Here is a 20599-nt window from a genome sequence, read left to right on the forward strand (position 1 = left end):
GTTGCGATGGAAACCGATACGCTGGTTCGCCTGACGACCGAAGGCCTGTTGCTGTGTCTGTCGATCTCGATGCCCGTAGTGATTGTCTCAGCGGTGTCGGGGCTGGCGATCTCGTTCATCCAGGCGATTACATCGATGCAGGATCAAAGCATCTCCTACGCAGTGAAACTGGTCGCCGTGGTGGCGACCATCCTGATCATGGGCACCTGGGGCGCGTCGGCACTGCTGCGCTTCGCCAATGAAATCGTCGTCATGGCGGTGCCGTCATGAACAATCGCATCACGCACGGCGGCCACACGCCCGAGGCCACGCAGCTGCAGGAGCAGACCACGCAGCTGCATCACACGCAGCAGACCACCCGATCGCAGAAACTGCAGCACACCAGGATGCAGCAGGCGCGCGTGCGCCACAGCATGCTGGCGGCGAAGTTCGCCCTCAACAAGCGCTGGGCGCACAGTCACGGCGCGGGGGCACGCGGCCCGCTCGCGCAAAAAGTCGCCACGCGCTTCGGCACGAAGCCAACGCCCAAAGGCGCCGCCGGCAAGGGCGCGGGACTGCGCGCAAAAGACAAAGAACTCCACGACAAGGAAGCGCTGCACGACCAGGACACCGACAAGGAACTGCACGAGCAGCCGGCGCCGCGCGAGCGCGACCAGGATACGCCGAAGCAGAAAGAACGGGATCGCGAGAAAGACCGCCAGCAGGAGCAGCGGCAACCGGACAAGGAGCGGCAGAAAGACGGCGAGTCGCAGCAGAAGCGCAACGGCGGCCACGGTCATGGCCGTGACGGCGGCAATGGCGGCAATGGCGGCGGCAATCACGACGACGACCATCCACACCAGCAACAGCAGCAATCGTCGCAACAACAATCCCAGCAGCAGTCGCAACAGCCGCCTCAACAGCAGTCCCAACAACAGCCACGGCAACACCCGCCACGCGAAGGCAAGAACAGCGAACGCGGCGCGCCGAAGTTCGCGGTCACGGGCAGGAAGATCAGCACGACTGTCAAGGTGCCGGAGAATTTCCAGGTGCTCGGCGCCAAACTCGACAACGCGAACTCTATCGACACGGCCCGCGTGCTGCTGCAGACCTTCGCCAAGGTCGTGCTGCGCCTTGCCGCGCAACTCGAATGCGGCTTCGCGCTCGCGCCGCTGATGGTGCTCAACGCGACATCGCCCGGTGCGATGCGGCGCAGCCCGGCGCGCATGCAGTCGCAAATCGCCAGCGCGATGTTCAGCCAGCAGCGCGCTCCGGCGGGCGGGACAGTGTCCGCCAAGGCGTCGGCGGGCGTCGGCATTCTCAGTCATTCGCTCGATCTGACGATGGCCCGCAAGCGCTTCAGCGTCGGCTATCCGATCGACGACCAGAGCCTGCTGTCGGTGCGCCAGCTGATGATCGACGTGAAGGCGGCGATGCCGGCCCTCGCCGCTTCGAACGGCGTGCCGACTGCTTCGGATAAGCCGTCGGAAGTTCGCGTTGTACCCGCAGCACCCGGTACAGGCTCATAAACTGAAGTCATCGGATTCACGCAACGTCTAATGGGACCACGAGCATGAAAGCGCTGCGAGTTTTGACCGGCATCCATGCTGGCGCGCAAATCCGCTTGACGGTAGGGTCCTATCGTCTTGGCGGCGCAGAGGATGCGGATATCTGCATCAGCGACTGGCAGGTCGGCGAACTCGTGCTGACGCTGGGCGAAGACGGCGTGGCGCGGCTTTGCCTCGACGGCGGCGAAGAAGTCCTGGTCCCGGATTTCGTCGCGGTGCCGTACGGCGACGTGGTGTTCTGCGTCGGCCCCGACGACGTGGCCTGGCCGCGCGATCTGGATCTGCTGGCGCCCCTGTGGCGGACGGCGGAACCGGATGCCCCGGCAGCGCAGGCAACACAGACAGAAGAACACGCTCACGCGCAAAGACAGGAACAGGAAGCGGCGCCGCAGCTCAAGCCGGAACTGACGGACCGCGAAGCGCGGCTGCCACTGCGGCCTCTGCCGCGCGCCAAGGCGTTACGCACGGCTGGCTTCGCACTCGCCTGCACGGTGCTGATCGTGGCGCTCTCGACGGCTGGCGTGTTGATGGCTGGCTCGCAGTCCACCGAGGCGGCGAACGTGAAGTTCGATCCGGACGCGACAGCGCGACTGCTTGCCGAAGCGCTGCATCGAGCGGGGTTGAACGAGCTGACGGTGAAGCCGCGAGGCGGCCAGGTAATCGTGCGCGGCATCGTACGCACCGCCGACGACAGCGACTCGGCGCGCCGGCTCATGGATCAGCTGGCACGCGGCAAGGCGCTCAGGGAATACGACGTGGCGCAGCAGGACGCAGTGAACATCCAGCAATCGCTGGGCGACACCGGCGCGCACGTGGAATACAAAGGTAAAGGCGTGTTCCTCGTCAGCGGCACGGTGCCGTCGATGAAGAAGTTTCACGCGCTGCTGGCCAACGTCAAGCCGGATCTGGACGCCAACATCAGGCGGCTCGATGTCGATGTGAAAGAAGCCCGTAGCACGATTCCGGATGCGCGCTACTCCGAGGTCGTGTCGGTAGGCGGCCTGCGCTACATCGAGACGCCGGACGGCACCAAGCATCTGCTGGACACCGGCGGCGACAGCGCCGATCCCGGCAACAAACGCATCGACTGATTCGATTGAATTCAACCCACGACTTCACGAGGAACCGTTATGTACGACGCCTTGCTCCCCATCGCGCAGGACCTGAACACACTGGACGCCACGCTCAACGCGGCGGACAGCCAGCAACGCGTCGCGCGGATCGCCGCGGCCTTCGACGAAACCGCTCAGCGCATCAGCACGGTCACGCAGTCGGCGGCGAACGATCACGAGCGCGTCGAGTTGCAGAAGCTATATCGCGGGATGATCGCCGCACGCCGTATCGTTCTCACGCTGCATGAGCGTCACAACGAGCGCGGCGTGACGGTGTGAGTCGACACGGCGGGTGGTGGGGGTTCACGATCTGATTCATGTATTTTTCACGCTTTGCATTACTGACTTCGCGGTAGCAGCACCGGGCTTCATGCCTTGCAGTGATTTTCACTCACTCTTTTACTTTTTTGGAGAATCATCATGTCAGGTTCTATCAGCGGCTCTGGCGCAACATCGTCCGCATCGAACTCAGCCGATATGCTGGCCCAGATGCAGGCTTCGGCGAATGCGAGCAATCAGTTCACGATGGCTGCCGCGCAGATCAATCAGGAACAGCAGGAAACCTCCGCAGTCGCATCGCTCGAAAACACGGGCGCCAAGAATATTTCCGACGCCGCGAAGGGTCAGTAGGCCCGCACGCACTCGTGGGATGCAGGTACGGGTTACGGGATTGGGCGGCCCTTCGGCGGCGCCAGTTTCGTAGCCTTTTCTTTTTTTACTTTCGGTCACCGCGAGCGCCATCATGAGCCAGGAACGATACGCGGAGCTGGTTCGGGACATCTGCGATGTGGTCGGCCTGCCCGACGCCGATTACGTACTCGAAACAAGGACGCTCGAAATTGAAGGCTTCGACGTCCGGCTGGAAAATTACGAGAACGACCCGGGCGCGCTCTACGTCAATTTTCACTACGGCGCGGTCACGCCGGGCCGCACGCTGGTCATCTTCAAGCTGATGCTCGAGGCGAACCTGCTGATCTATGCGCAGGATCAGGCGCAGTTGTGTCTCGACGCCGACACGGGCAGCATCGTGCTGCTGGTGCACGTGCCGATGACCGACGACCTCACCGGCGAATACCTGGCCGAACTGTTCGCGCACTATGCCGAGCACGGGCGCTACTGGCAAACCAATATCATCGAGTCGTCCGACGAGATGTTCGAGGGCATCGTGTCGGGCAACTATCTCTGGCTGCGTGCTTAGCATGCCTGAGCGTCCTTGAGCATGGCTCGCGGCGCCGGATCCGGCGCCGCAGTCTCAGGTCGCGAGGCGTGGAATCAACAGCACCAGACGCTGTCGTCGGACGGTATTCACAGGATTCGCCGCGTCGGCCGCATCCGCGGGATTCACGGGCCCCATCTGATCCGTCGTGCCCGAAGACGGCGCCACGATCACGAGGCAATCGCCGGCCGCGACTGTGGCCGCAACGATCCGCTCGCGCGGCCGCTGCCCCGGCCGATCCGCCGGCGGCGTGCCGGCGGGGCCAAGATCGACACGCAAGCCGATGCGTTGAACCGTCGGATCGGCATCGAGCGTCGGTTCGATGGCGAGCCACAGATCCGCCGTATTGGCCGGCACGAGTCCCACGCTTTGCGCGAGCCGTGCCTCATGCCGGTCGATCACCGCCGGTGCGCGGTCGAACGTGACCGCGGTGCGCCACACCTCGGTGTGCGCACGGTGCACCTGTTCCAATGCGTGCAGCCGGGCGAACAGATCGCCGCCGCCATCGGCGACGACCAGCGATTCGCTCGCCGGCACCGCCGCACCCAACTCCGCCAGCGCATCCCGATCGACGTCGATCACCCAGGTTTGCACGGTCACGACCTGCGATGCGGTGTCAAAATCGGCGACCTGCATCGCATCGCCGTCGATCCGCTCGGACTTGTCGCGAATCAGGATCGAGTTGGTCGCGGCATCGGCTTCGATGATCGGCAACGGCGCCGCAAACTCGACGACGTGCACCCCGTCCGGGTCGTGTCGCGTCTGTTGGAAATGACGCGCGAGCAGGCTCGCCGCACCCGGCACGACGAGCTGGCGCCCGTCGATCACGCGCACCTGATCGGCCGCACTCGCCGTTGTGAGCCGCAGAATCTTCGCGCCGGTGCGCACGCGTGCCTGCGCCCCGAGTTCGAAGCGCTGCGCGGCGCCGCGAATCCGTTCGACGTAGGTCGCCGGTCCCGTGACGCTGAGCGTGCCGTACCCGGCATCGGTCCGAAGCGGAAAATGCCGGTCCGAAATGCCAGCGTGATCGAGCGCCGCCGCCAGTGCTTGCGGCGACAGATAGTTCGGCCGCATCGTCAGGCTTTGCTGATCGCTCGCGGGCGATATCTGGATCACCGCGCCGTCGTAATACCAGACGAGGCCAAACGACGCGCAGAGCGTGTCGAGGAACTGCTGCGGCGCCATCGCAAAGCGGCCACGGACAATACCCGTGACGGAGCCGTTTATGCTGACGGGCACGTTCTGATCGGCACCGAACAGATTCAGCGTATCGGCGAGACTGCTGCCGTTGGACACATACACGAAGCGGCTGCCATGCCAGCCGGCGCCAGCGGAGTCGGAACCGAAATCGCGACCGGCGCGCACCGCGCCGAGTGCACCCGCGCCCCCAACCGTAGCGGCCAGCGCGCCGGCCAGCACCGAATAACGCATGAACGCGCGCACCCGCCCCCGTGTCCGCATGGCTCAATCCCGCCGCGGTGGGGATGCGGTCGGATCCGAACCCGAACCGGTCGCGCTACCGCCGTTCGTTTCACCGTCGCGGCCCTCGCCGTCCGGTCGCAGCGTGAGCCGGTAGCCGGTCGCATACACCGACTGCACGGTCCAGCCGACGCCCGCCGCTTTCAGGTTGCCGCGCACGCGGCTCACATACATGTCGACCGAGCGGCTTTGCACGGCGGCGTCCCAGCCCCACACCACGCTCATCAGATCCTGGCGCAACACCACCGCGCCCAGATGCGACGCGAGATGCCACAGAATGTCGAACTCCTTGGTGCCGAGCGGATGCGACTCGCTGTCTGCTGTCACCAGCGAACGCGCCTGCTGATCGAGCACGCAGTCTTCGACCATCATCTTGCGCCCCTGCACGTTCGACGAACCGAAGCGCCGCAGCAACGCGCGCAAACGCGCAAGCACCACCTGGCGATCGAACGGCTTGACCAGATAGTCGTCCGCGCCGGCGTCGAGAATCTTGACAATATCCGACTCCGCCGAATGCACCGTCTGGAACAGCACCGGCATCGCGGACTGTGAGCGGCCACGGATTTTCTGCAGCAGTTTGTCGCCCGACACGCCGGGAATGTCCCAGTCGAGAATCGCGAGATCGGCCCAGTTGTCGACCAGAAACTGCTGGGCCTCGAGGCCATTGTGAAACGAATTGACCTGATACCCCTCGGTCTTCAACCAGGAGAGCAGTAAAGCGTGATGCGCCGGATCATCCTCGACCAGCAGGATGCGCACGGGTCTGCCTGACATCAGTTTCATTGTCGAACCTTGATTGCAAAATTACTCGCGCGACGCATGCAACGCCCGGTCCGCATCCACCAGCGAACCACCGCCCGGCACGCGCGCCGAACCCGAATTCAGGCACGGCAGCCGCAGCACGAAAGTCGTGCCGCCGTTTTCATTCAATTCCGCGTACAGCGTGCCGCCATGCAACTCGACGATCTGCACCGCGAGCTTAAGCCCGAGCCCGAAACCAGTCGCGCTCTTCTTGCCGAGCGTATCGAAGCGGTTGATGCGGCCGCCCGCTTCGCGCAAACCCGGCAAACCACCTGCGCGATCGTTGACGATCACTTCGGCGAAACCGTCCACATGACGCAGCGAGACCGTCACCGGGTCGCCGCGCGGCGACGCCCGCACCGCGTTGTCGATCACGTTCTGGATCGCGCGCGCCGCGAAGTTGCGCATGCCGTTGACCCACACCGGCGAGCTGTCGGACAGCCAGAGCCGCAAGGGCACGCCGTAATAGGTCGCGGTGACTTCGAGCTGCGAGGCGATCTGCCGCAGCGTCGCGCGCAAATCGAAGCGCCTGAAATCGCGCGTATTCAGATGCTCGGCGACGGAACTGAAAATGAACTGCTCGCCGAGCGACAACACGTAGTGCGCCAGTTGCGTGATCTGCTGCATGCCGCCGCAACGCTCGAACGCTTCCGGGTCGCTCGAATCGAGCTGGGTCAGCGCGCTGATCGAATTGAGCGGCGAGCGCAGATCGTGCAGCAGGAAGCGCAACGACATCGCACGTTCATCGACCGAGCGGCTGAACGGCGACACGTCGGTTACCGTCACCACCATGCCGATCGCGCTGTCGGCACAGAAATTAGCCTGCACCCACAGCGTGGTGTCGTCGATGTGCAGATCGAAACCACGCTCGATATCCTCGCGGCGCAGCACCTCGGTCAGTGAGAACTGGTCGCCGAGCGCGGAGGCGAAATCGGTGCCCGCCGGCAGCGCCATGTTCAGGAGGCCGGTGGCGCGTTCGCTCGCGTCGAGCACCTGGCCGGCGTGATCGAGCGCGATCACGCCGCACGGCATGCTGTCCATCATGGCCCGCATGCGCCGGGTCTGCTCTGCGGACTGCCGGGCTGCTTCGTCCACGGTCGATCTCCTTTTTACCAGTTCACCAGCGGCTATGCCGGCTGCGCGTTCACGTGCGATGAAGTGCGCTTACGGGGTGATGACGCGCGGCGACAGCAGAAACAGCCGCTCCATGTGATTCTTGGTCCGGTTGTCGGTGCGGAACAACGCGCCGAGCAGCGGAATCTTCGACAGATAGGGCACGCCGGTCACACCACCCGATTCGTTATCCGCGCGGTAGCCGGCAATCAGCAATGCCTGCCCTTCGTTGATGAATGCCTGCGTGTTGATGTTGCTGTTCTGGATCACCGGCAAGGTGCCGACGGTCTGCGACGTCAGTTGGCCGTCCTGGATCGCGACGTCGAGCTTGATGCGCGTATGCCCGTCTTCCTCGACCACCATCGGCAGCACGCGCAGCGAAATGCCGGTCGAAATGCTGTACAGATCGCCCGATGTATAGCCCTGCACCGGCACGAAGAACTGGGTCTTGTTGTCCATGATCGCTTCCACATTGTTCAGTGTCACGACTTTCGGACTCGCGTCGATCTTCGCGGTGTCGTTCTGTTGCAGCGCCGACACGCGCGCCATCAGATAACGGCCCGCGTCGCCGAGCACCGCCGCCATCGAAAAACCGACCGGCGTGGCCGCCGCCGTCACGTTGCCGGGCAGCGTGGTATTGCCGAAGTTCTGCGACACGGTGCCGTTATAGCTGTTCTGCGCACTGGTGCCGGTGCCGGTCTGGATGTCGATGTGGCTATTGTGCGCGGTCCATTCGATGCCGAGCTGGCGCAGCGCGTTGTCGTCGATTTCGATGATGTGCGCTTCGATTTCGATCAGTTGCGGCTTCACGTCGAGGCGCTCGATCAGCGTGTCGTATTGCCCCATGCGATCCGGCGTGTCGCGAATCACCACCGAGTTGGTGCGCTGATCGGCGACGATCACCGGCAACGAACCGTCGGTGCCCGGCCCCATCGTGGTCGGTATGGTGGTCGCCTGGTCTGACCCGCCGACCGCCGACTGCAATTGCGGCGACGGCTCGCCGGTCAGGCCGGAGAACATGCCGCCTCCACTACTGCTGCTCGCGTTACCCGGCGGTAATGGCGGCGCAAAATACGGACTGTTGTTCGCCTGTCCGTTGACGTCGTTCATCGGCTTGTTGCGCGTCACACCCTGGCCGTTGCCACGCGAATCGCCGCCCTTGTCCTTGTCTTTCGCTTTCGCGGACTCGGGATGGTAGAGATTGTTCAGCACCGTCACCACGCCTGGCAACGTGACCTTGTCGCCGTCGAGCGTCACGGTGCGATCCTGCGCCCAGCCATGGCTCAGCGGAAACACCCGCACCGAGGTGCCGCTGCGGCGCGCCGCATTCGAGTCGATCCGCTCGGCGATCTGCGTGACCAGTTGCACGTAGCGCGGCGGTCCGCTGACGATCGCGGTGCCCTGGGTGGCGTCGTACGTAATCGGAAAGCGGTCGTCGGCAATCTGCATCTGCGCGAGCGTGTCGCGCAAGGTCGCGGTGCCGGCGCTGTCGAGCTTGATCAGCGTGCTTTGCAAATCCGACGACGGCACCACGTTCAGCACTTCACCGTCGTAATACCACGCAAAACCGAACGAGGCGGCAAGCGTATCCAGGAAACGGCGCGGCGCCAGATGAAACTTGCCGCTGACGGTGCCGGTCACACCCTGTGCGATGTTGGTCGCCAGCCCCTGGCTCGCGCCGAAATCGCGCAGCACGTCCTTGATATCCTTGCCGTCGGCGGCATAGTCGACCACCGGCGAGCGCCAGTGGATCGGCGCCGCCTGGAGCGTCGGTGCGGCCGTGGCCGTGGCCAGCGCGATGGCAGCGCCCAATACGATGGCGTTCAGCTGTCTACTCCACTTCATATGTGCTTACCCTGACCCGGTTGATGACTGAATCTGGTGACATCCGGCGATACGCCGCGTGCCGTTTCGTGTGAGAATTTCCCATCCGTCTTTCTTCGGCAGGCCTCGATATGCATAACCCCCACCTCGAACGGCGCGATCTCACGCGTGAGATCCTCGATCTGATCGATCTGCGGCAAACTTTTACCGACATTCACATCGAGCAGGACCGGCCGATCATGATCAAGGCGCCGCGCGGCTGGCTCGCGGTCGGTGAGGAACCGGTGCTGCTCGAGGAAATGATGCCCACGCTCGAATCGATCGAACCGGACTGGGAAAACTTTCTGCAGCACGGCGCGATCGACCGCCCCTTCGTGCTGACGCGCTGCCGGCTGCGTTGCAACATCTATCGCACCTACGGCCGGCGCAAGCTGGTGATCTCGATTCGCCGCCTGCCGCTGCAGCCGATTCCGTTCGACAAGCTCGGCCTGCCGGCGTACGTGCGCACCATGATCGACAGCCCCAAGGGCCTCGTGCTGGTCACCGGCCCGACCGGTTCGGGCAAGACCACGACGATCGCGTCGATGCTCGATCACATCAATCGCACGCGCAACAGCCACATCGTCACGATCGAAGAGCCGATCGAATACGAACTCGAAAGCCATTCGTCGATCATCTCGCAGCGCGAGGTGCCGACCGATACGCCGAGTTTCCCGGCGGGCCTGCGCGAAGCGTTGCGGCAGAAGCCGGACGTCATCATGGTCGGCGAGATCCGCGATCCGGAGACCGCCGAAACCGCGTTGCAGGCCGGCGAATCCGGTCACCTCGTGCTCGCCACGATGCACACCGGCAGCGCGGTCGGCACACTCACGCGGCTGTTGTCGTTCTTCCCGGCCGACCATCGCGAGCGTTATGCGGCGTCGCTCGCCAATTCGCTGATCGGCGTCGTCTGCCAGTGCCTCGTGCCGACCGAGGACGGCGAGAATTTCGTGCTGGCGAGCGAACTGCTGTTCAACAACAACCAGCAGATCGGCGCGATGCTGACCGATCCGGCCAAGCTGCCGCTGATCGGCGACTTCATGAAGCGCAAGCACGACAACATGTCGCGCCTGCTCAACGAACATCTGGCGAGTCTGGTGGCGAAAAACATCTGCACGCCACGCGATGCGATGCGCACGACGTATAACCGGCTGGAATTGCACGATCTGTTGCAGGCGATCGTGCCGCGGTGACGGTGAAGCGGCGTACGGCGGCATGTCGTGGCCGCGGCGCGATGCCAGCGCCGTGGCACACGGCGCGATGCGGCGCGGTGCGTGTGAGCGGGAGGATGGAGCCGGTCGGTTCATCGGGTCGGTATCCGTGGTTCAGTAGAAGCTGCTGACCGTCCATCCGGCCGCCACAGGCGTGTTCGGAATGGTGGTGCCCGCTTGACCGCAGAAGCTGCTGGTCCACGGCGTATTGATGATGGCGTAGGTTGCCCAGTTGGTCGTGACGACCACGTTGTACTTGCCGGCCACCACAGCCTGCGTCACGCTGTTGTTGATACCGCCGGAATCGTCGGTCAGCGTCGGACTCTGGCTTTCGGTGTGGCTAACCAACGTGTTGGTCGCGACATCGATAACGTCGACGCTCTGCGAGATTTGCGCCTGCGCGCCAGGTTTGGTGCCGGTGGTACACACGCCGTCGTTCATATGCGCCCACGTGGTCGCTACCACGCCGCCGGGTTTATCCAGCGTGACCGAAACCGTTACCGCGTACGAATAGGTGCCGTTCACCGCGTTGTAGACGAACGGAGACGCCTTGTAATTCGCGCCGGGCGGCCCCAGGCAGCCGCTGTAGTCCGTCGCGCCAGCGGATGCCATGATCAATTCGCAGCCCGTCGTGCTGCCGTTCTGCGTCAGCTCCGACTGGGTCTGCCACTTCCCGCTCTGACATGACAGCACGCGGCCCTGCGCATCGGTGGTGATGGGGGTCGTGGTCGGCGAAGTCGTGGTGCATGGATTGCCGACTACCTGTGTATTGCCCAGATCGAGATTGCCCGCTTCGTTGACCGCCAACGCTTGCCATGCCGAGCCGTTGTACGTGTAGGCGCGGTTGGTCAGGTTTGTCATGACGACGTCACCCTGCATGGCCGAAGGAACCGCGCTCAGCGAAGATTCGTCGGCAACGGGCGCGCGCCAGTGAAATGACGCCTGTGGTTCCCACCTGGTGCCGTCGCAGTTCACCACGTTGCCGGTGGCATCGGCAGCAATCGCGCCGCGCGTCGAGCAGCCCGAGTAATCGACGTATTGCTTCGCTAGCACGATCGGCACCTGCATCGTGTTGGCAGCCGGATTCCCCGGCACCGCGACGCGATACAGAAAGTCCGCGTTCTGCGCCTGGCTGCCGTTGAAGAACACCTCGCTCGCGAGATGGCCGCCGCCTGCTTTCGTCCCCGTGCACGAAGCGCCGGCCGGATTCGGCGTCGCTACCGACCACGCGCCGAACGCGCCCTTCGCCGCACCGCCGGCATTGTTGATCGACGGAATCGAGCCGCCGCCCTGGCCGGAATTGGCCGAGATGTAGCCGAGTTCCGGGTCGGGGATCGTGGTGCCGCCCTCGGTCACCAGCAGCCCCTGCAATGCGCCGCCCGTGCCGCCGTAGACCAGCAGACACGGCGTTTGCCTGTACGCGTTAGTGTTACTCACGTTGGCCGACAGAAAAGTCGACAGTTGGTACGGCGAGCCCACCAGCGGCACGACCACCGGCGTCGTGGAAGTCGCCGCGGCGGACAGCGCGGTGTAGTTCTGCTGGATCAACTGCTTCGCCGCCGCGCCCAACTGCTGTTGATACAACGCGGCCTGCTGCCCGCGCGTGTCTTCGAGCGTCGAGTTCATCATGCTCATCATGCCGCCCACCATCAGCGCCGTAATCGCCAGCGCGACAAGCACTTCGATCATCGTAAAGCCGCGCGCGGATGCGCGCCGGCGCCGCACCGAACGCTTAGTCATAGGCCTGCGCCATCCACACCGCCGCGCCGTTCGGCACACTGTTCACGAGCGCAGCCGGCAACGGCACTGGCGGATTGCCCGGCGACTGCACGAAGCCGCCTTGCTTGACCCCGGCGAGCGCGGAACCCTGCGCCATCTGTTCGATGTCGGACGCAGCCGACCCCGACAGCGCCGAGGTGCCGTACACCACCACCAGGCTGCCCGCGATGCCGCTGTTCGGCAGCACGTAGTTCTGCAACGACGTGGTTTGCGTGCCGGCGGGCATCGTGAGGCTGTCGGCCGGCACGCTGCCCGCGAAGCCTGGATTGGCGAGCACGTAGGTGATCACCGCCTGCCGGTAGGCGCTCAGGCTGCTCGCGAGATTCACCGTCGCCGCGGATGGCATCGACGGATTGGTCTCGCTGCCGAGCAGCGCGTAAGCGCCGGTCAGCATGCCGACGAAAGCCAGGGCCCAGAGCATGTACATGGCGGGGTTTCAGATGCAGGGCTCGCAGTGAATCAGTTGGAAGTCCAGACGATCGTGTTCGAGTCGGTGGCACAGGCGGTTTGCGCATCCGCAGGCGAAACCGGCACGGTCAGTGCCGTGCCTCCGCCCACCGAGATTCCCGTCCAACTCCCCCCCGCTGAGACGGCGTTGATGCACACGGCCTTGGGTACGTTTGCATAGGAAATCGTGAAGGTGCCTTGGGACGGCGAACCGATCAGTACCGGACCGCCCCAGTTGTTCGTCACATCGCCAGTTGTCGAGTTGACCGGCACGGTGCTCGGAAACACGCCAGCGGCTGCGAGCGTGCTCGTGGTAATGCCGTTGTAGCCGTTCGACTGCCCCATATACAGCTTCTTCACCCCACTCTGAATCGCATTCACCTGCTCCGCCAACTCATTCGTCCCCGCGCTACTGAACGCGCCATTCAGCAATGCCACCGCCCCAATCACCACAATCGCCGCAATCCCAAGATACGCAATCGCTTCAAGCAACGACGCACCACGTTGATCCTTACGCGCAGCACGAAGCGCGCGGCGAACACGAATGTCACGCACCGATGTAACCCGTTTTGCTACTTGCTGCATGTGGTTCTCCTTAATGGCCAATGACTGCTGCCGGCGGTGTCCTGTCCGCGCGGCATCCCCGCAGTGACGCTATTCAACGATTAAACGCCGCGCTCAATGCATCGAGCGGGACATAGCGGCAATTTCCTGCTGAATCCCGAAGAAACCGGTAATCAGCCACGACAAAACCAGCGCCAGCGTGATGATCGCAATCCCGTTGATGATGCGCATCTGCGCCTCGATGATCGTCACGCCTTCCTGCATCCATTCGTCCGCGAGCGCGTGCAGCGCCTCGGTGAAACCGTTGTATTCCGCGTAGACGCACAGGTCGTCGACGATCTCCGTTGACGGAAAGCGGTAGCCGGTGTTCTTCATCGCCTCGCCGACGTTCAGCCCGGACTTGACGCCGAACAGCATGTCGTCGATGCGTTCGCGCAACCACGGCTGCGCGTTGTCGGCGAGCCGGTTCAGCGATTTTTCGACGGTGAAGCCCGCGGCCTGCAACGACGAAAACGCCACCAGAAATCCGCAGCCGACAATCAGTCGGTACACCGAAAAGGGCGGATAGCGATCCAGAATGACGCGTGCATTGCCGGTCCAGCGCGGCATCGAATAGAACAGCGCGACCATCAGCAGCACAGCCAGGATGACGCAATAGATCATCCAGCCCTGCACGAAGCGCGACATCGTATACAGCGAATGCGCGACGCCGTGCCAGCGTTCGGGACTGACGATCATCTCGAAGCGTGGAATCACCAGTTTGCCGAACAGGTACAGATAGCCGAGCGTCATCACGAAGATCACCAGCGGATACGTTAGACCGCCGACGATCGCGGTCCGAATGCGCCGTCCCGACGTCACGACGGCGGAGACCGTGCTCAACGCCAGTTCGAGGCGACCCGACTGCTCGCCCGCCATCACGATCATCTGTTCGGTGTGCGGCACCCACCACTGCATCGCCTCGGACAGCATGCCGCCGTTCTGCACCACGCGGCGCCAGTCGGACAGCACCACCGCTTCCGCTTCGTTCGGCTTGCGGCCCTCGTGCGACGCGCGCATTTCGAGTTCCTCGAGCACCTTGAGCAGCGGCAGGCCGTTGCTGAGCATCTTCGCGATCTTGCGATAGAGGCGCAGCCGCCCATGCGCGGTAAATTGCAAACGCGCCCAGCCGCGATTAAGGTCAATCGCCATGACCGTCCTCGGCGCCGTCGCTGCCCTCGCCCTTGACCTTGCCTTTACCCTTGACGTTCACGGCACGCACGCTCCTGCGGGCCGGCTTGCGCTCGCCGTCACGGTGGCGTGCACGCTGGCCGTGACTGCCGGCCGCCGGCAGCGGCCCGACCACCCGTTCCGCCATGCGCGGATCGACCAGACCCGCCGCCACTTTGTCGATCGCATGCTGGGCGACCGTCTGCCCACCCAGTTCGTGAATCCAGTAATCGTGCGCGGCGCCCTTGCGGCCTTCGCGCAGCAATTCGCTGAAGGTCGTGTCGGTGCGAATCACTTCCGCCACCACCGTGCGTCCTACGGTGCCCTTGCTGCAATGCGCGCAACCCGGTCCGGCGAGGCGCACCTGGTCGAACCGGTCGCCCACCGCGCGCTTCACCCGCGTGACGAGCGCCGCATCGAGCGTCGGGATCGATTCGGTGAACGACAGTGAGCAATGCGGACACAGCAGCTTCACGAGGCGTTGGCTGATGAGACCGGTGATCAGCGTTTCGTCGGTCACCATCGCGAGCGGCAGGCCAAGATCGGTCAGGCGGTCGGAGATCGCGAGCGCGCTGTTGGCGTGCACGGTCGTCCACACCTGGTGGCCGGTCATCGACGCGCGCAACGCGCTTTGCGCCGACGCGCGGTCACGCATTTCGCCGATCATGATGGTGTCCGGATCGAGCCGCATCGCGTTGGCGATCGCCGCGGCGAAAGCGGTCGAGCGCGCCTCTTCGGTCAGCGCGTTGACGACCGGCGTCTGTACCGCGCCAGTGATCGGGTACTCGACCGGGTCTTCGACGGTGATCACGTGAATCGAGCCGGCCATGTCGCGAATCTGGCCAGCGAGCACGCGCTGCAAGGTGGTCGATTTACCCGACCCGGTCGGACCGCTGATGATGTTCATCCCGTGCGGCTGGTGCTTGAGCGACTCGATCGCCTCCGCCTGCTGCGCGGTGAAGCCGAGTTCCTCGAGCGATGCGGCTTCACCCGCGTCGTTGTACAGCAGCCGCATCACCATCACGCTGCCGACGCTGGTCGGCGCGGTGGCGATCCGCACGCCGAACAGCCGCTCGGGGAGCTTGTCGCGATCGCCGATACTGGCGTCCTGCCGCTCGGTCGGCTTGTACGTGTTGTCGGATACGCTCGCCATCGCCGAATACAGCGTGGCCAGCAGGCGTTCGCCGTATTCGCGGGTCTGCTCGCTGACACGCGCGAGTTCGTTGTGAATGCGGAACAGAATCTCGGTGCTGAAGCGGTTCACGCGGATGTGAATATCCGACGCGCGCTCCGTGCAGGCACGCGCGATCAGGTTCTTCGCGATCACCTGCATCTGCGTATGATCGACGCGCTCACCGGTGCCGTCGCGGCGCTGGCCCTGATAGGCGCGCCGCACGGTGTCGAGCGAGACGACCTGGGCGGCGTAGCGATAGTTGAGCCGTTCGAGCCGCGCGCAATACGACAGCACGAACGGGTTCATGTCATGCCCTTCGGCGATCAGCAGACGGCCGTCGTCGAGCAGGCAAAGGAACTTGCGCTCCTCCTTGCTGGCCGCGTACTCACCTGCATCGGACAGCGGCCGCGCGGCCGGCGGCGTCGGCGCCTCGGCGCGGGCGGCCATCGCGGCGCGCGCGGCGCCGAACGGCGAGGTCGGCGTCGGGATCAGCAGTTGCGGCGCGGCGTCCGGCGCGAACGAGGTCGGTGGCGTGAGCGACAGCGGCGGCGGCAGTTGCGCGGCGAGTTCGGTGGCGGCCTCATGCGTCAAAGAACTCGCCCGCTCGGCGGCCGGTTCATCGGGCAACGGCACGGGCACCTCGCCGGCACTTTGCAGGTCCGCGTGCTCGCCCGCCTGATCAGGCGTTGGCGCAGCCACTTCAGCGGGCGGCTGAACGGATCCTTGTACCGCCGGTTCACCGCGTGCCGCGCGCTGCGCGGCCGCGAGCGTCGGCGACAGGTTGAGCGCTACGACAGGCGGCGTCGCGGGTCCGGTCGAGGTCGGCTCGGGTACGCGCGCGGCGGCCAGCGCCGGCGTCGAAAATGGCGCGAAGCCTTTCTTGAACAGATTGGCTGGGTGCAGAGGAGAAGCCATGATGCTTACCTCGCTGGCATGGGAAGAGTAGGAATCGGCGGCACGCCTGACGACATGCCGTTGACCGCGACCATCCGCGGTTCGCGCTGACGCGGCGAGGACACTGTCAGCGTGCTGCGCCGGCCGTTACTGTCGACCACCACCACACCCGGACGGATCGACACGATGCGGATGCCGTTCGGCAACTGGTCGCCGGCGCGCACGTCGAGTTCGCTACCGTCGTTGAGGTCGATGGTCGCCATCATCGTGTTGCCGAGACTTTGCGTGGCGACGACGCCGAGCTGATCGGCATTCACCGCGTGGCCCATCCGGCCGAGCGCGTCCTGGCGCGCGGCCACATCGGCTTGCGCTTCGAGTTTTTTCAACTGCGCTTTCAGGATCACCGTGTCCTCCTGCAGGCTCATCAACTGGTTGGCGGCGGCAAGCGCGGCCGGCGACGCCGTTGGGTCCGGCGGTGGCGTGGCGCGGGCGAGCGCGGCACCCGGCGCGGGCGCCGCGGCCTTCACGGTCAGCGGCGTGGACGCGGCTTGCGCACGAGCCGGCGTGGGGAACGTGACACCCGCAACACCGGCAAAACCCGCAAGCGCACAAACGAACACGAGCGCGCGACCCGCCGGCGAGCGGTATCGCCCCGTTTCTGAAGCACGCTCTGACGATCGGTCATTTTTCATACACGACTCCTTCGATGCTCCATTGGCCTGACTGATACGCCAGTTTTTCCAGCCGTACGCCAGGCTCGTCCAGATAATCCATCACGTTGCGCGGAGACAGTTCACCCAGCTCCGCGGAAAAATGCCAGACCTGCCAGGGCAGCGCATCGGCGGCCGACTGAGTAGGCGGACGCTGCAACGAGAAATGCAGCGCGATGCCGAGCAGTTGAAACACGGACAGCAGGCGGATCCGCACGCCATGCACACCGTCGATCGATTCGTCACCGCCTGCCGGCAACGCGAACGGCTTGACCAGCGACGCATGATCGCCGCTCGTGTCGGCCACCGCGCGCGGCTCGGCGGCGAGCAGAATGGCGACATTCGAGTCGTTGCGCGACCAGTTGAAGCTGACGTTGTTCGGACGGCAAACATAGTTGTCGACCTGCCAGCCACCGGGACCGACCACGTCGAGATGATCGAGGCAATAGCGCACGAACACCGACGGTCGCGCCATGCTCGCCCACGGATGCACCGGCGGCGCTTTGGCGAGCGCCTGCGACGGATGCCGCAGCAATTGCTGCCGCGCATATTCGAACGCTCTCTCGCGTGCAATGTTCTGCCGGTAAGCGCGATACAACAGCCCGCCGTAGATCACCACGCTCAGCGCCAACGCCCCGCCGACGATCATCGCCAGCCGCCGCCACTGCAGATTACGCGATACCGGCACCAGATTCAGCCAGCTCGGCAAACGGGTCTTGCCGGCCCGCCGCGGGAGCATGTCTTCGATGCGGCGTGGATAAAAATTGTGGAAGCCCTGTGCTTCGATGCTCGGGTCGCCGATCACGACGTTCCAGCCGCCGAGGCTGTAATCGCTATGCAGATGCTCGAACACTTCCTCCGCGCTGCCGACCCAGTCGCCGTTCGGCAGGAACGCGCCGTCGCGCACCGCGAAATACGCCCAGCGTCCGTCCGGCAAGCTGAACGCGCCGAGCCAGTTCGGCGCCGGTTGCTGGCGGCCGTCGTAGAACGCGCCTTCGGTCGCGATCGTTCTCGACACCAGTGCGCCGAGCGACGGCAAACCGAACTGCGCGCCTTCGCGGGTGCTCGCAAAACCGGCGCCCGCGAAATTGCGGTCGATGCGCAGCACCATCGCATCGAAGTTCAACCGGGTCGCCAGCTCGACGGCTTCGGCGCGCAACTCCTGGCGCCGCGACAACGATTGCCAGAACAGGCCGCACACGAACCGATGGCGGTCAATCTGGATGATTTGCGTTGCCATGATGGGGAGCTCGGTCCGTAAAGGCTCAGGCGCCGTTCATCGTGACGGGCGAGATCAGGATCACAATCACCTCGCGCGAACGCTGCGCGGTGTAGCCGCCGCCGAATGCATAGTTGGCGGGCGAGCCGATGCCGCTCTGGGTACCGTTGTCGACCACGCCTTCGTAGCCGCCAATCAGCAGTGTCTGGCCGGATTTCATCGAAATCCGCTGCAGGAAGTTGCGCGTGTCGACGGTCGGCAACTGGATCGATTCGCTGTTGCTGCCGCTGCCGCTCTGGAACGTCGTCAACGCCGTCAGCGACGAGATGTTGGTATAGAACTGCATCATCACGGTGCCGTCGTCGAGAATGTGCGGCAGCAGCGTGAGGTTGAAGCCGGTCGTCACGGTGCCAGGAGACAGCGAGGTCTGGCTGCCGACGTTGGCCGTATTGGTGGTCGACACCTGCGCGAGGTAGCTCGTCTGGGTCGCGACCTGCACCGGCACGGGCTGGTCATTGAGCGTGGTCACCGAAGCGGATGTCTTGCGCCGCACGGTGCCCTGATCGGAGAGCGCGGTGATCACGGCGCTGGTGGCGTTAGCCCGGCTTTGCGGCGAGATCACGGTGGCCGAGAAAGTGGCCGGCGTGGTGCCCGTCAGCCCCTGGAAAATGTTGCCGCCGAACGTGAAGCGCGTGCTCAGTGCCTGGTACACCGCATTCCAGTTGATGCCGTAGCTGTCGTCGGCGTTCAGCGACACCGACAGCACCGTTACGTTGATCAAAATCTGCCGCGACAGCACGCGGTTCTGCTGTTCCATGAACGTGCCGACGCGCTCGAGCACTTCCGGCGTGTCGGTCACCGTGATCGAGCCGGTGGCGGGCGACGGCACGACCGACCCGGCCGGCGACAACATCGCCTTGATGGCCGACTGCAAGCCGCCGTACACCGACAACTGTGCGTTCATCACGGTGTTCGAGGTGTTATCCGACGACACTGACGGCGACGCATTCGCCCCGCCACCGCCACTGCCACCGATCGAACCGCCGCTGACGCCGGCACTGCCCCCACCGCCGGACACCCCGCCGCTATTGCTCGCGCCGCTCATCACATTGGCGTCGAGCTTCGAATCGCCGGGGATCGCCGAGACCTGGTACACGCGCGTGTCGGTATAGAAGAACACGATCGCACCGTCGGTATATTTCCACGACACGCCGAAGCGCGCGCTCGCCGCATCGAGCAGGCCGCGCAGATCGCCATGCGCGTACACGATATGCACCGGCCGCATCTCGAATGACGTCGCCTGATTGCCACGCCCGCCCGTCGGCGACGGGCTTTGCAGCAGGCCCGTCGGAAGCGGCGGCGGATTCGCCGACGATGCGCCGCCATTGGACAGGCTCGCACCCGCGCCTTGCGTGGCATAAGTGGCGGCCTCGTCGGCGCCCGGCGCGACCTTCACGGGCAAGTGGGTGATGCGCCCGATCCGGTCGGCGAACGTGCGCAGCGAATCGACCGTGCCGTCGAAGCTGGCCGGCTCCCTGAATACGCCCGGCATCAGCATTTGCGGTGCAAGCCTGAGTGTGTTGCCCGACAGCCAGAGCTGATCACTCACCACGACCGCGTCACTATCGTGCTCGCGATTGTCGCCGTGGTTCGCCTGATCGAGCAGGTGATCGGCGCGCGCGACGTCGCTGTGTGTGTCGTGCTCGAGACGAGCGAGCAGACCGGTGCAACCGGCCAGCACGCACATGGAAATGACGACGACGACGAAGTGACGAAGTAACCGCATCAACCTGCTCCCTTCGCGGTGACCCGCAAAACGTGATTGCCCTTGTATAGGACTGCCTGAATCGGCACCTGAGAATGGCTGAGCGCGTCGACGACCGAATGCAACGCGTCCTCGAATGAACCGTGAATCGTGGCGGACGCGTCGATCGTGAAGTCGGTCGGCACTGCCCAGATGAACTGCCAGCCCGCGTCCTGCGCCCAGCGCGCGAGCGCGGTGCGCACGGAGCCGTCGGCGAGCCTGAGCTCCCAGGTGCGGGCGGCGGCCGGATCGGCTGGCGCCGCAGCGGCAGGCGTCGGCGCGGGGTCTTGCGCCGAGGTCGACACCGACAGCGTCAACGGTGTGCCTTGCGGCAACGGGCTGTCCTCGCGCGATGTCGGCAGCACGCTTCCCCCGGCGGATGCAGCCGGCGGATTCTGCGGCGGCAGCTGTAGTTGCGGTTGCGGTTGCGGTTGCGGTTGCGGTTGCGGTTGCGGTT

Annotated in this window: 20 protein-coding genes; 7 read left to right on the forward strand and 13 right to left on the reverse strand. The window is 64.7% G+C overall.

The features are described 5' to 3' along the window. Nucleotides 1–6 precede the first annotated feature (6 nt). The 6 genes from sctS to PQQ52_RS25060 all read left to right on the forward strand — a co-directional run bounded on the left by sctS (nucleotide 7) and on the right by PQQ52_RS25060 (nucleotide 3857). Nucleotides 7–270, forward strand: a complete 264-nt coding sequence (gene sctS, locus PQQ52_RS25035) for a type III secretion system export apparatus subunit SctS (protein WP_408217181.1) — start codon at nucleotides 7–9, stop codon at nucleotides 268–270. After that, nucleotides 267–1508, forward strand: a complete 1242-nt coding sequence (locus PQQ52_RS25040) for a hypothetical protein (protein ID WP_408217183.1) — start codon at nucleotides 267–269, stop codon at nucleotides 1506–1508. Before sctS ends, PQQ52_RS25040 begins: the two co-directional genes overlap by 4 nt. 44 nt (nucleotides 1509–1552) lie before the next feature. Next, complete coding sequence (hrpD5, locus tag PQQ52_RS25045; RefSeq protein WP_408217185.1) at nucleotides 1553–2638, forward strand: HrpD5 family protein; 1086 nt, start codon at nucleotides 1553–1555, stop codon at nucleotides 2636–2638. Nucleotides 2639–2677: 39 nt separating this feature from the next. Further along, nucleotides 2678–2938 carry a type III secretion system protein gene (locus PQQ52_RS25050; RefSeq protein ID WP_408217188.1) on the forward strand — a complete coding sequence of 87 codons (261 nt, stop codon included), beginning with the start codon at nucleotides 2678–2680 and terminating at the stop codon, nucleotides 2936–2938. Between the two features lie 141 nt (nucleotides 2939–3079). Next, nucleotides 3080–3289: a hypothetical protein gene (locus PQQ52_RS25055; RefSeq protein WP_408217191.1), complete on the forward strand. Its 210-nt coding sequence runs from the start codon at nucleotides 3080–3082 to the stop codon at nucleotides 3287–3289. A 112-nt stretch (nucleotides 3290–3401) separates the two neighbouring features. Continuing rightward, nucleotides 3402–3857: a CesT family type III secretion system chaperone gene (locus tag PQQ52_RS25060; RefSeq protein WP_408217193.1), complete on the forward strand. Its 456-nt coding sequence runs from the start codon at nucleotides 3402–3404 to the stop codon at nucleotides 3855–3857. Nucleotides 3858–3911: 54 nt separating this feature from the next. On the opposite strand, the gene PQQ52_RS25065 is transcribed toward PQQ52_RS25060, so the two are convergent. From PQQ52_RS25065 to sctC, 4 genes are all read right to left on the reverse strand, one after another. Then, nucleotides 3912–5336 (reverse strand): type II/III secretion system family protein, encoded by a 1425-nt coding sequence (locus tag PQQ52_RS25065; protein ID WP_408217196.1) that lies wholly within the window; start codon nucleotides 5334–5336, stop codon nucleotides 3912–3914. A 3-nt stretch (nucleotides 5337–5339) separates the two neighbouring features. Next, nucleotides 5340–6137, reverse strand: coding sequence for a response regulator transcription factor (locus PQQ52_RS25070; RefSeq protein ID WP_408217199.1), 798 nt, complete (start codon nucleotides 6135–6137; stop codon nucleotides 5340–5342). A gap of 21 nt (nucleotides 6138–6158) precedes the next feature. Further along, nucleotides 6159–7250: a sensor histidine kinase gene (locus tag PQQ52_RS25075; RefSeq protein WP_408217202.1), complete on the reverse strand. Its 1092-nt coding sequence runs from the start codon at nucleotides 7248–7250 to the stop codon at nucleotides 6159–6161. A 69-nt stretch (nucleotides 7251–7319) separates the two neighbouring features. Continuing rightward, nucleotides 7320–9113, reverse strand: coding sequence for a type III secretion system outer membrane ring subunit SctC (gene sctC / locus PQQ52_RS25080; RefSeq protein ID WP_408217205.1), 1794 nt, complete (start codon nucleotides 9111–9113; stop codon nucleotides 7320–7322). A gap of 110 nt (nucleotides 9114–9223) precedes the next feature. On the opposite strand from sctC, the gene PQQ52_RS25085 reads away from it, so the two are divergent. Further along, nucleotides 9224–10324 carry a type IV pilus twitching motility protein PilT gene (locus tag PQQ52_RS25085; RefSeq protein WP_408217208.1) on the forward strand — a complete coding sequence of 367 codons (1101 nt, stop codon included), beginning with the start codon at nucleotides 9224–9226 and terminating at the stop codon, nucleotides 10322–10324. A gap of 132 nt (nucleotides 10325–10456) precedes the next feature. Here PQQ52_RS25085 and pilV read toward each other — a convergent pair whose 3' ends face one another. The 9 genes from pilV to PQQ52_RS25130 form a co-directional block, all read right to left on the reverse strand. Further along, nucleotides 10457–12082: a shufflon system plasmid conjugative transfer pilus tip adhesin PilV gene (gene pilV, locus PQQ52_RS25090; RefSeq protein ID WP_408217210.1), complete on the reverse strand. Its 1626-nt coding sequence runs from the start codon at nucleotides 12080–12082 to the stop codon at nucleotides 10457–10459. Then, entirely contained in the window at nucleotides 12075–12548 is a 474-nt protein-coding gene (pilM, locus tag PQQ52_RS25095; protein WP_408217213.1) for a type IV pilus biogenesis protein PilM, read from the reverse strand. Before pilM ends, pilV begins: the two co-directional genes overlap by 8 nt. A gap of 32 nt (nucleotides 12549–12580) precedes the next feature. Next, entirely contained in the window at nucleotides 12581–13153 is a 573-nt protein-coding gene (locus PQQ52_RS25100; protein ID WP_408217215.1) for a type 4 pilus major pilin, read from the reverse strand. A gap of 93 nt (nucleotides 13154–13246) precedes the next feature. After that, on the reverse strand, nucleotides 13247–14323 hold the full coding sequence (locus PQQ52_RS25105; protein WP_408217218.1) for a type II secretion system F family protein: 1077 nt from the start codon (nucleotides 14321–14323) through the stop codon (nucleotides 13247–13249). Beyond that, nucleotides 14313–15962, reverse strand: a complete 1650-nt coding sequence (locus PQQ52_RS25110; protein ID WP_408217237.1) for a GspE/PulE family protein — start codon at nucleotides 15960–15962, stop codon at nucleotides 14313–14315. Before PQQ52_RS25110 ends, PQQ52_RS25105 begins: the two co-directional genes overlap by 11 nt. 473 nt (nucleotides 15963–16435) lie before the next feature. Beyond that, nucleotides 16436–17101: a type IV pilus biogenesis protein PilP gene (gene pilP / locus PQQ52_RS25115; RefSeq protein ID WP_408217221.1), complete on the reverse strand. Its 666-nt coding sequence runs from the start codon at nucleotides 17099–17101 to the stop codon at nucleotides 16436–16438. Continuing rightward, entirely contained in the window at nucleotides 17091–18359 is a 1269-nt protein-coding gene (gene pilO2 / locus PQQ52_RS25120) for a type 4b pilus protein PilO2 (RefSeq protein WP_408217223.1), read from the reverse strand. Before pilO2 ends, pilP begins: the two co-directional genes overlap by 11 nt. 25 nt (nucleotides 18360–18384) lie before the next feature. Further along, entirely contained in the window at nucleotides 18385–20124 is a 1740-nt protein-coding gene (gene pilN / locus PQQ52_RS25125; protein ID WP_408217225.1) for a PilN family type IVB pilus formation outer membrane protein, read from the reverse strand. Continuing rightward, nucleotides 20124–20599: toxin co-regulated pilus biosynthesis Q family protein (locus PQQ52_RS25130; protein ID WP_408217227.1), on the reverse strand; the 476-nt coding region annotated here is incomplete at its 5' end. The genes PQQ52_RS25130 and pilN, both read right to left, overlap by 1 nt.

This window comes from Paraburkholderia sediminicola, from assembly GCF_046030555.1.
Classification (GTDB): Bacteria; Pseudomonadota; Gammaproteobacteria; order Burkholderiales; family Burkholderiaceae; genus Paraburkholderia; species Paraburkholderia sediminicola_E.

What these genes read in the sequence shown, in the direction of transcription:
- sctS (WP_408217181.1), top strand. Translation starts at nt 7, where the DNA reads ATGGAAACCGATACGCTGGTTCGCCTGACGACCGAAGGCCTGTTGCTG.
- PQQ52_RS25040 (WP_408217183.1), top strand. Translation starts at nt 267, where the DNA reads ATGAACAATCGCATCACGCACGGCGGCCACACGCCCGAGGCCACGCAG.
- hrpD5 (WP_408217185.1), top strand. Translation starts at nt 1,553, where the DNA reads ATGAAAGCGCTGCGAGTTTTGACCGGCATCCATGCTGGCGCGCAAATC.
- PQQ52_RS25050 (WP_408217188.1), top strand. Translation starts at nt 2,678, where the DNA reads ATGTACGACGCCTTGCTCCCCATCGCGCAGGACCTGAACACACTGGAC.
- PQQ52_RS25055 (WP_408217191.1), top strand. Translation starts at nt 3,080, where the DNA reads ATGTCAGGTTCTATCAGCGGCTCTGGCGCAACATCGTCCGCATCGAAC.
- PQQ52_RS25060 (WP_408217193.1), top strand. Translation starts at nt 3,402, where the DNA reads ATGAGCCAGGAACGATACGCGGAGCTGGTTCGGGACATCTGCGATGTG.
- PQQ52_RS25065 (WP_408217196.1), bottom strand. Translation starts at nt 5,336, where the DNA reads ATGCGGACACGGGGGCGGGTGCGCGCGTTCATGCGTTATTCGGTGCTG.
- PQQ52_RS25070 (WP_408217199.1), bottom strand. Translation starts at nt 6,137, where the DNA reads ATGAAACTGATGTCAGGCAGACCCGTGCGCATCCTGCTGGTCGAGGAT.
- sctC (WP_408217205.1), bottom strand. Translation starts at nt 9,113, where the DNA reads ATGAAGTGGAGTAGACAGCTGAACGCCATCGTATTGGGCGCTGCCATC.
- PQQ52_RS25085 (WP_408217208.1), top strand. Translation starts at nt 9,224, where the DNA reads ATGCATAACCCCCACCTCGAACGGCGCGATCTCACGCGTGAGATCCTC.
- pilV (WP_408217210.1), bottom strand. Translation starts at nt 12,082, where the DNA reads ATGACTAAGCGTTCGGTGCGGCGCCGGCGCGCATCCGCGCGCGGCTTT.
- pilM (WP_408217213.1), bottom strand. Translation starts at nt 12,548, where the DNA reads ATGTACATGCTCTGGGCCCTGGCTTTCGTCGGCATGCTGACCGGCGCT.
- PQQ52_RS25100 (WP_408217215.1), bottom strand. Translation starts at nt 13,153, where the DNA reads ATGCAGCAAGTAGCAAAACGGGTTACATCGGTGCGTGACATTCGTGTT.
- PQQ52_RS25105 (WP_408217218.1), bottom strand. Translation starts at nt 14,323, where the DNA reads ATGGCGATTGACCTTAATCGCGGCTGGGCGCGTTTGCAATTTACCGCG.
- PQQ52_RS25110 (WP_408217237.1), bottom strand. Translation starts at nt 15,962, where the DNA reads ATGGCCGCCCGCGCCGAGGCGCCGACGCCGCCGGCCGCGCGGCCGCTG.
- pilP (WP_408217221.1), bottom strand. Translation starts at nt 17,101, where the DNA reads ATGAAAAATGACCGATCGTCAGAGCGTGCTTCAGAAACGGGGCGATAC.
- pilO2 (WP_408217223.1), bottom strand. Translation starts at nt 18,359, where the DNA reads ATGGCAACGCAAATCATCCAGATTGACCGCCATCGGTTCGTGTGCGGC.
- pilN (WP_408217225.1), bottom strand. Translation starts at nt 20,124, where the DNA reads ATGCGGTTACTTCGTCACTTCGTCGTCGTCGTCATTTCCATGTGCGTG.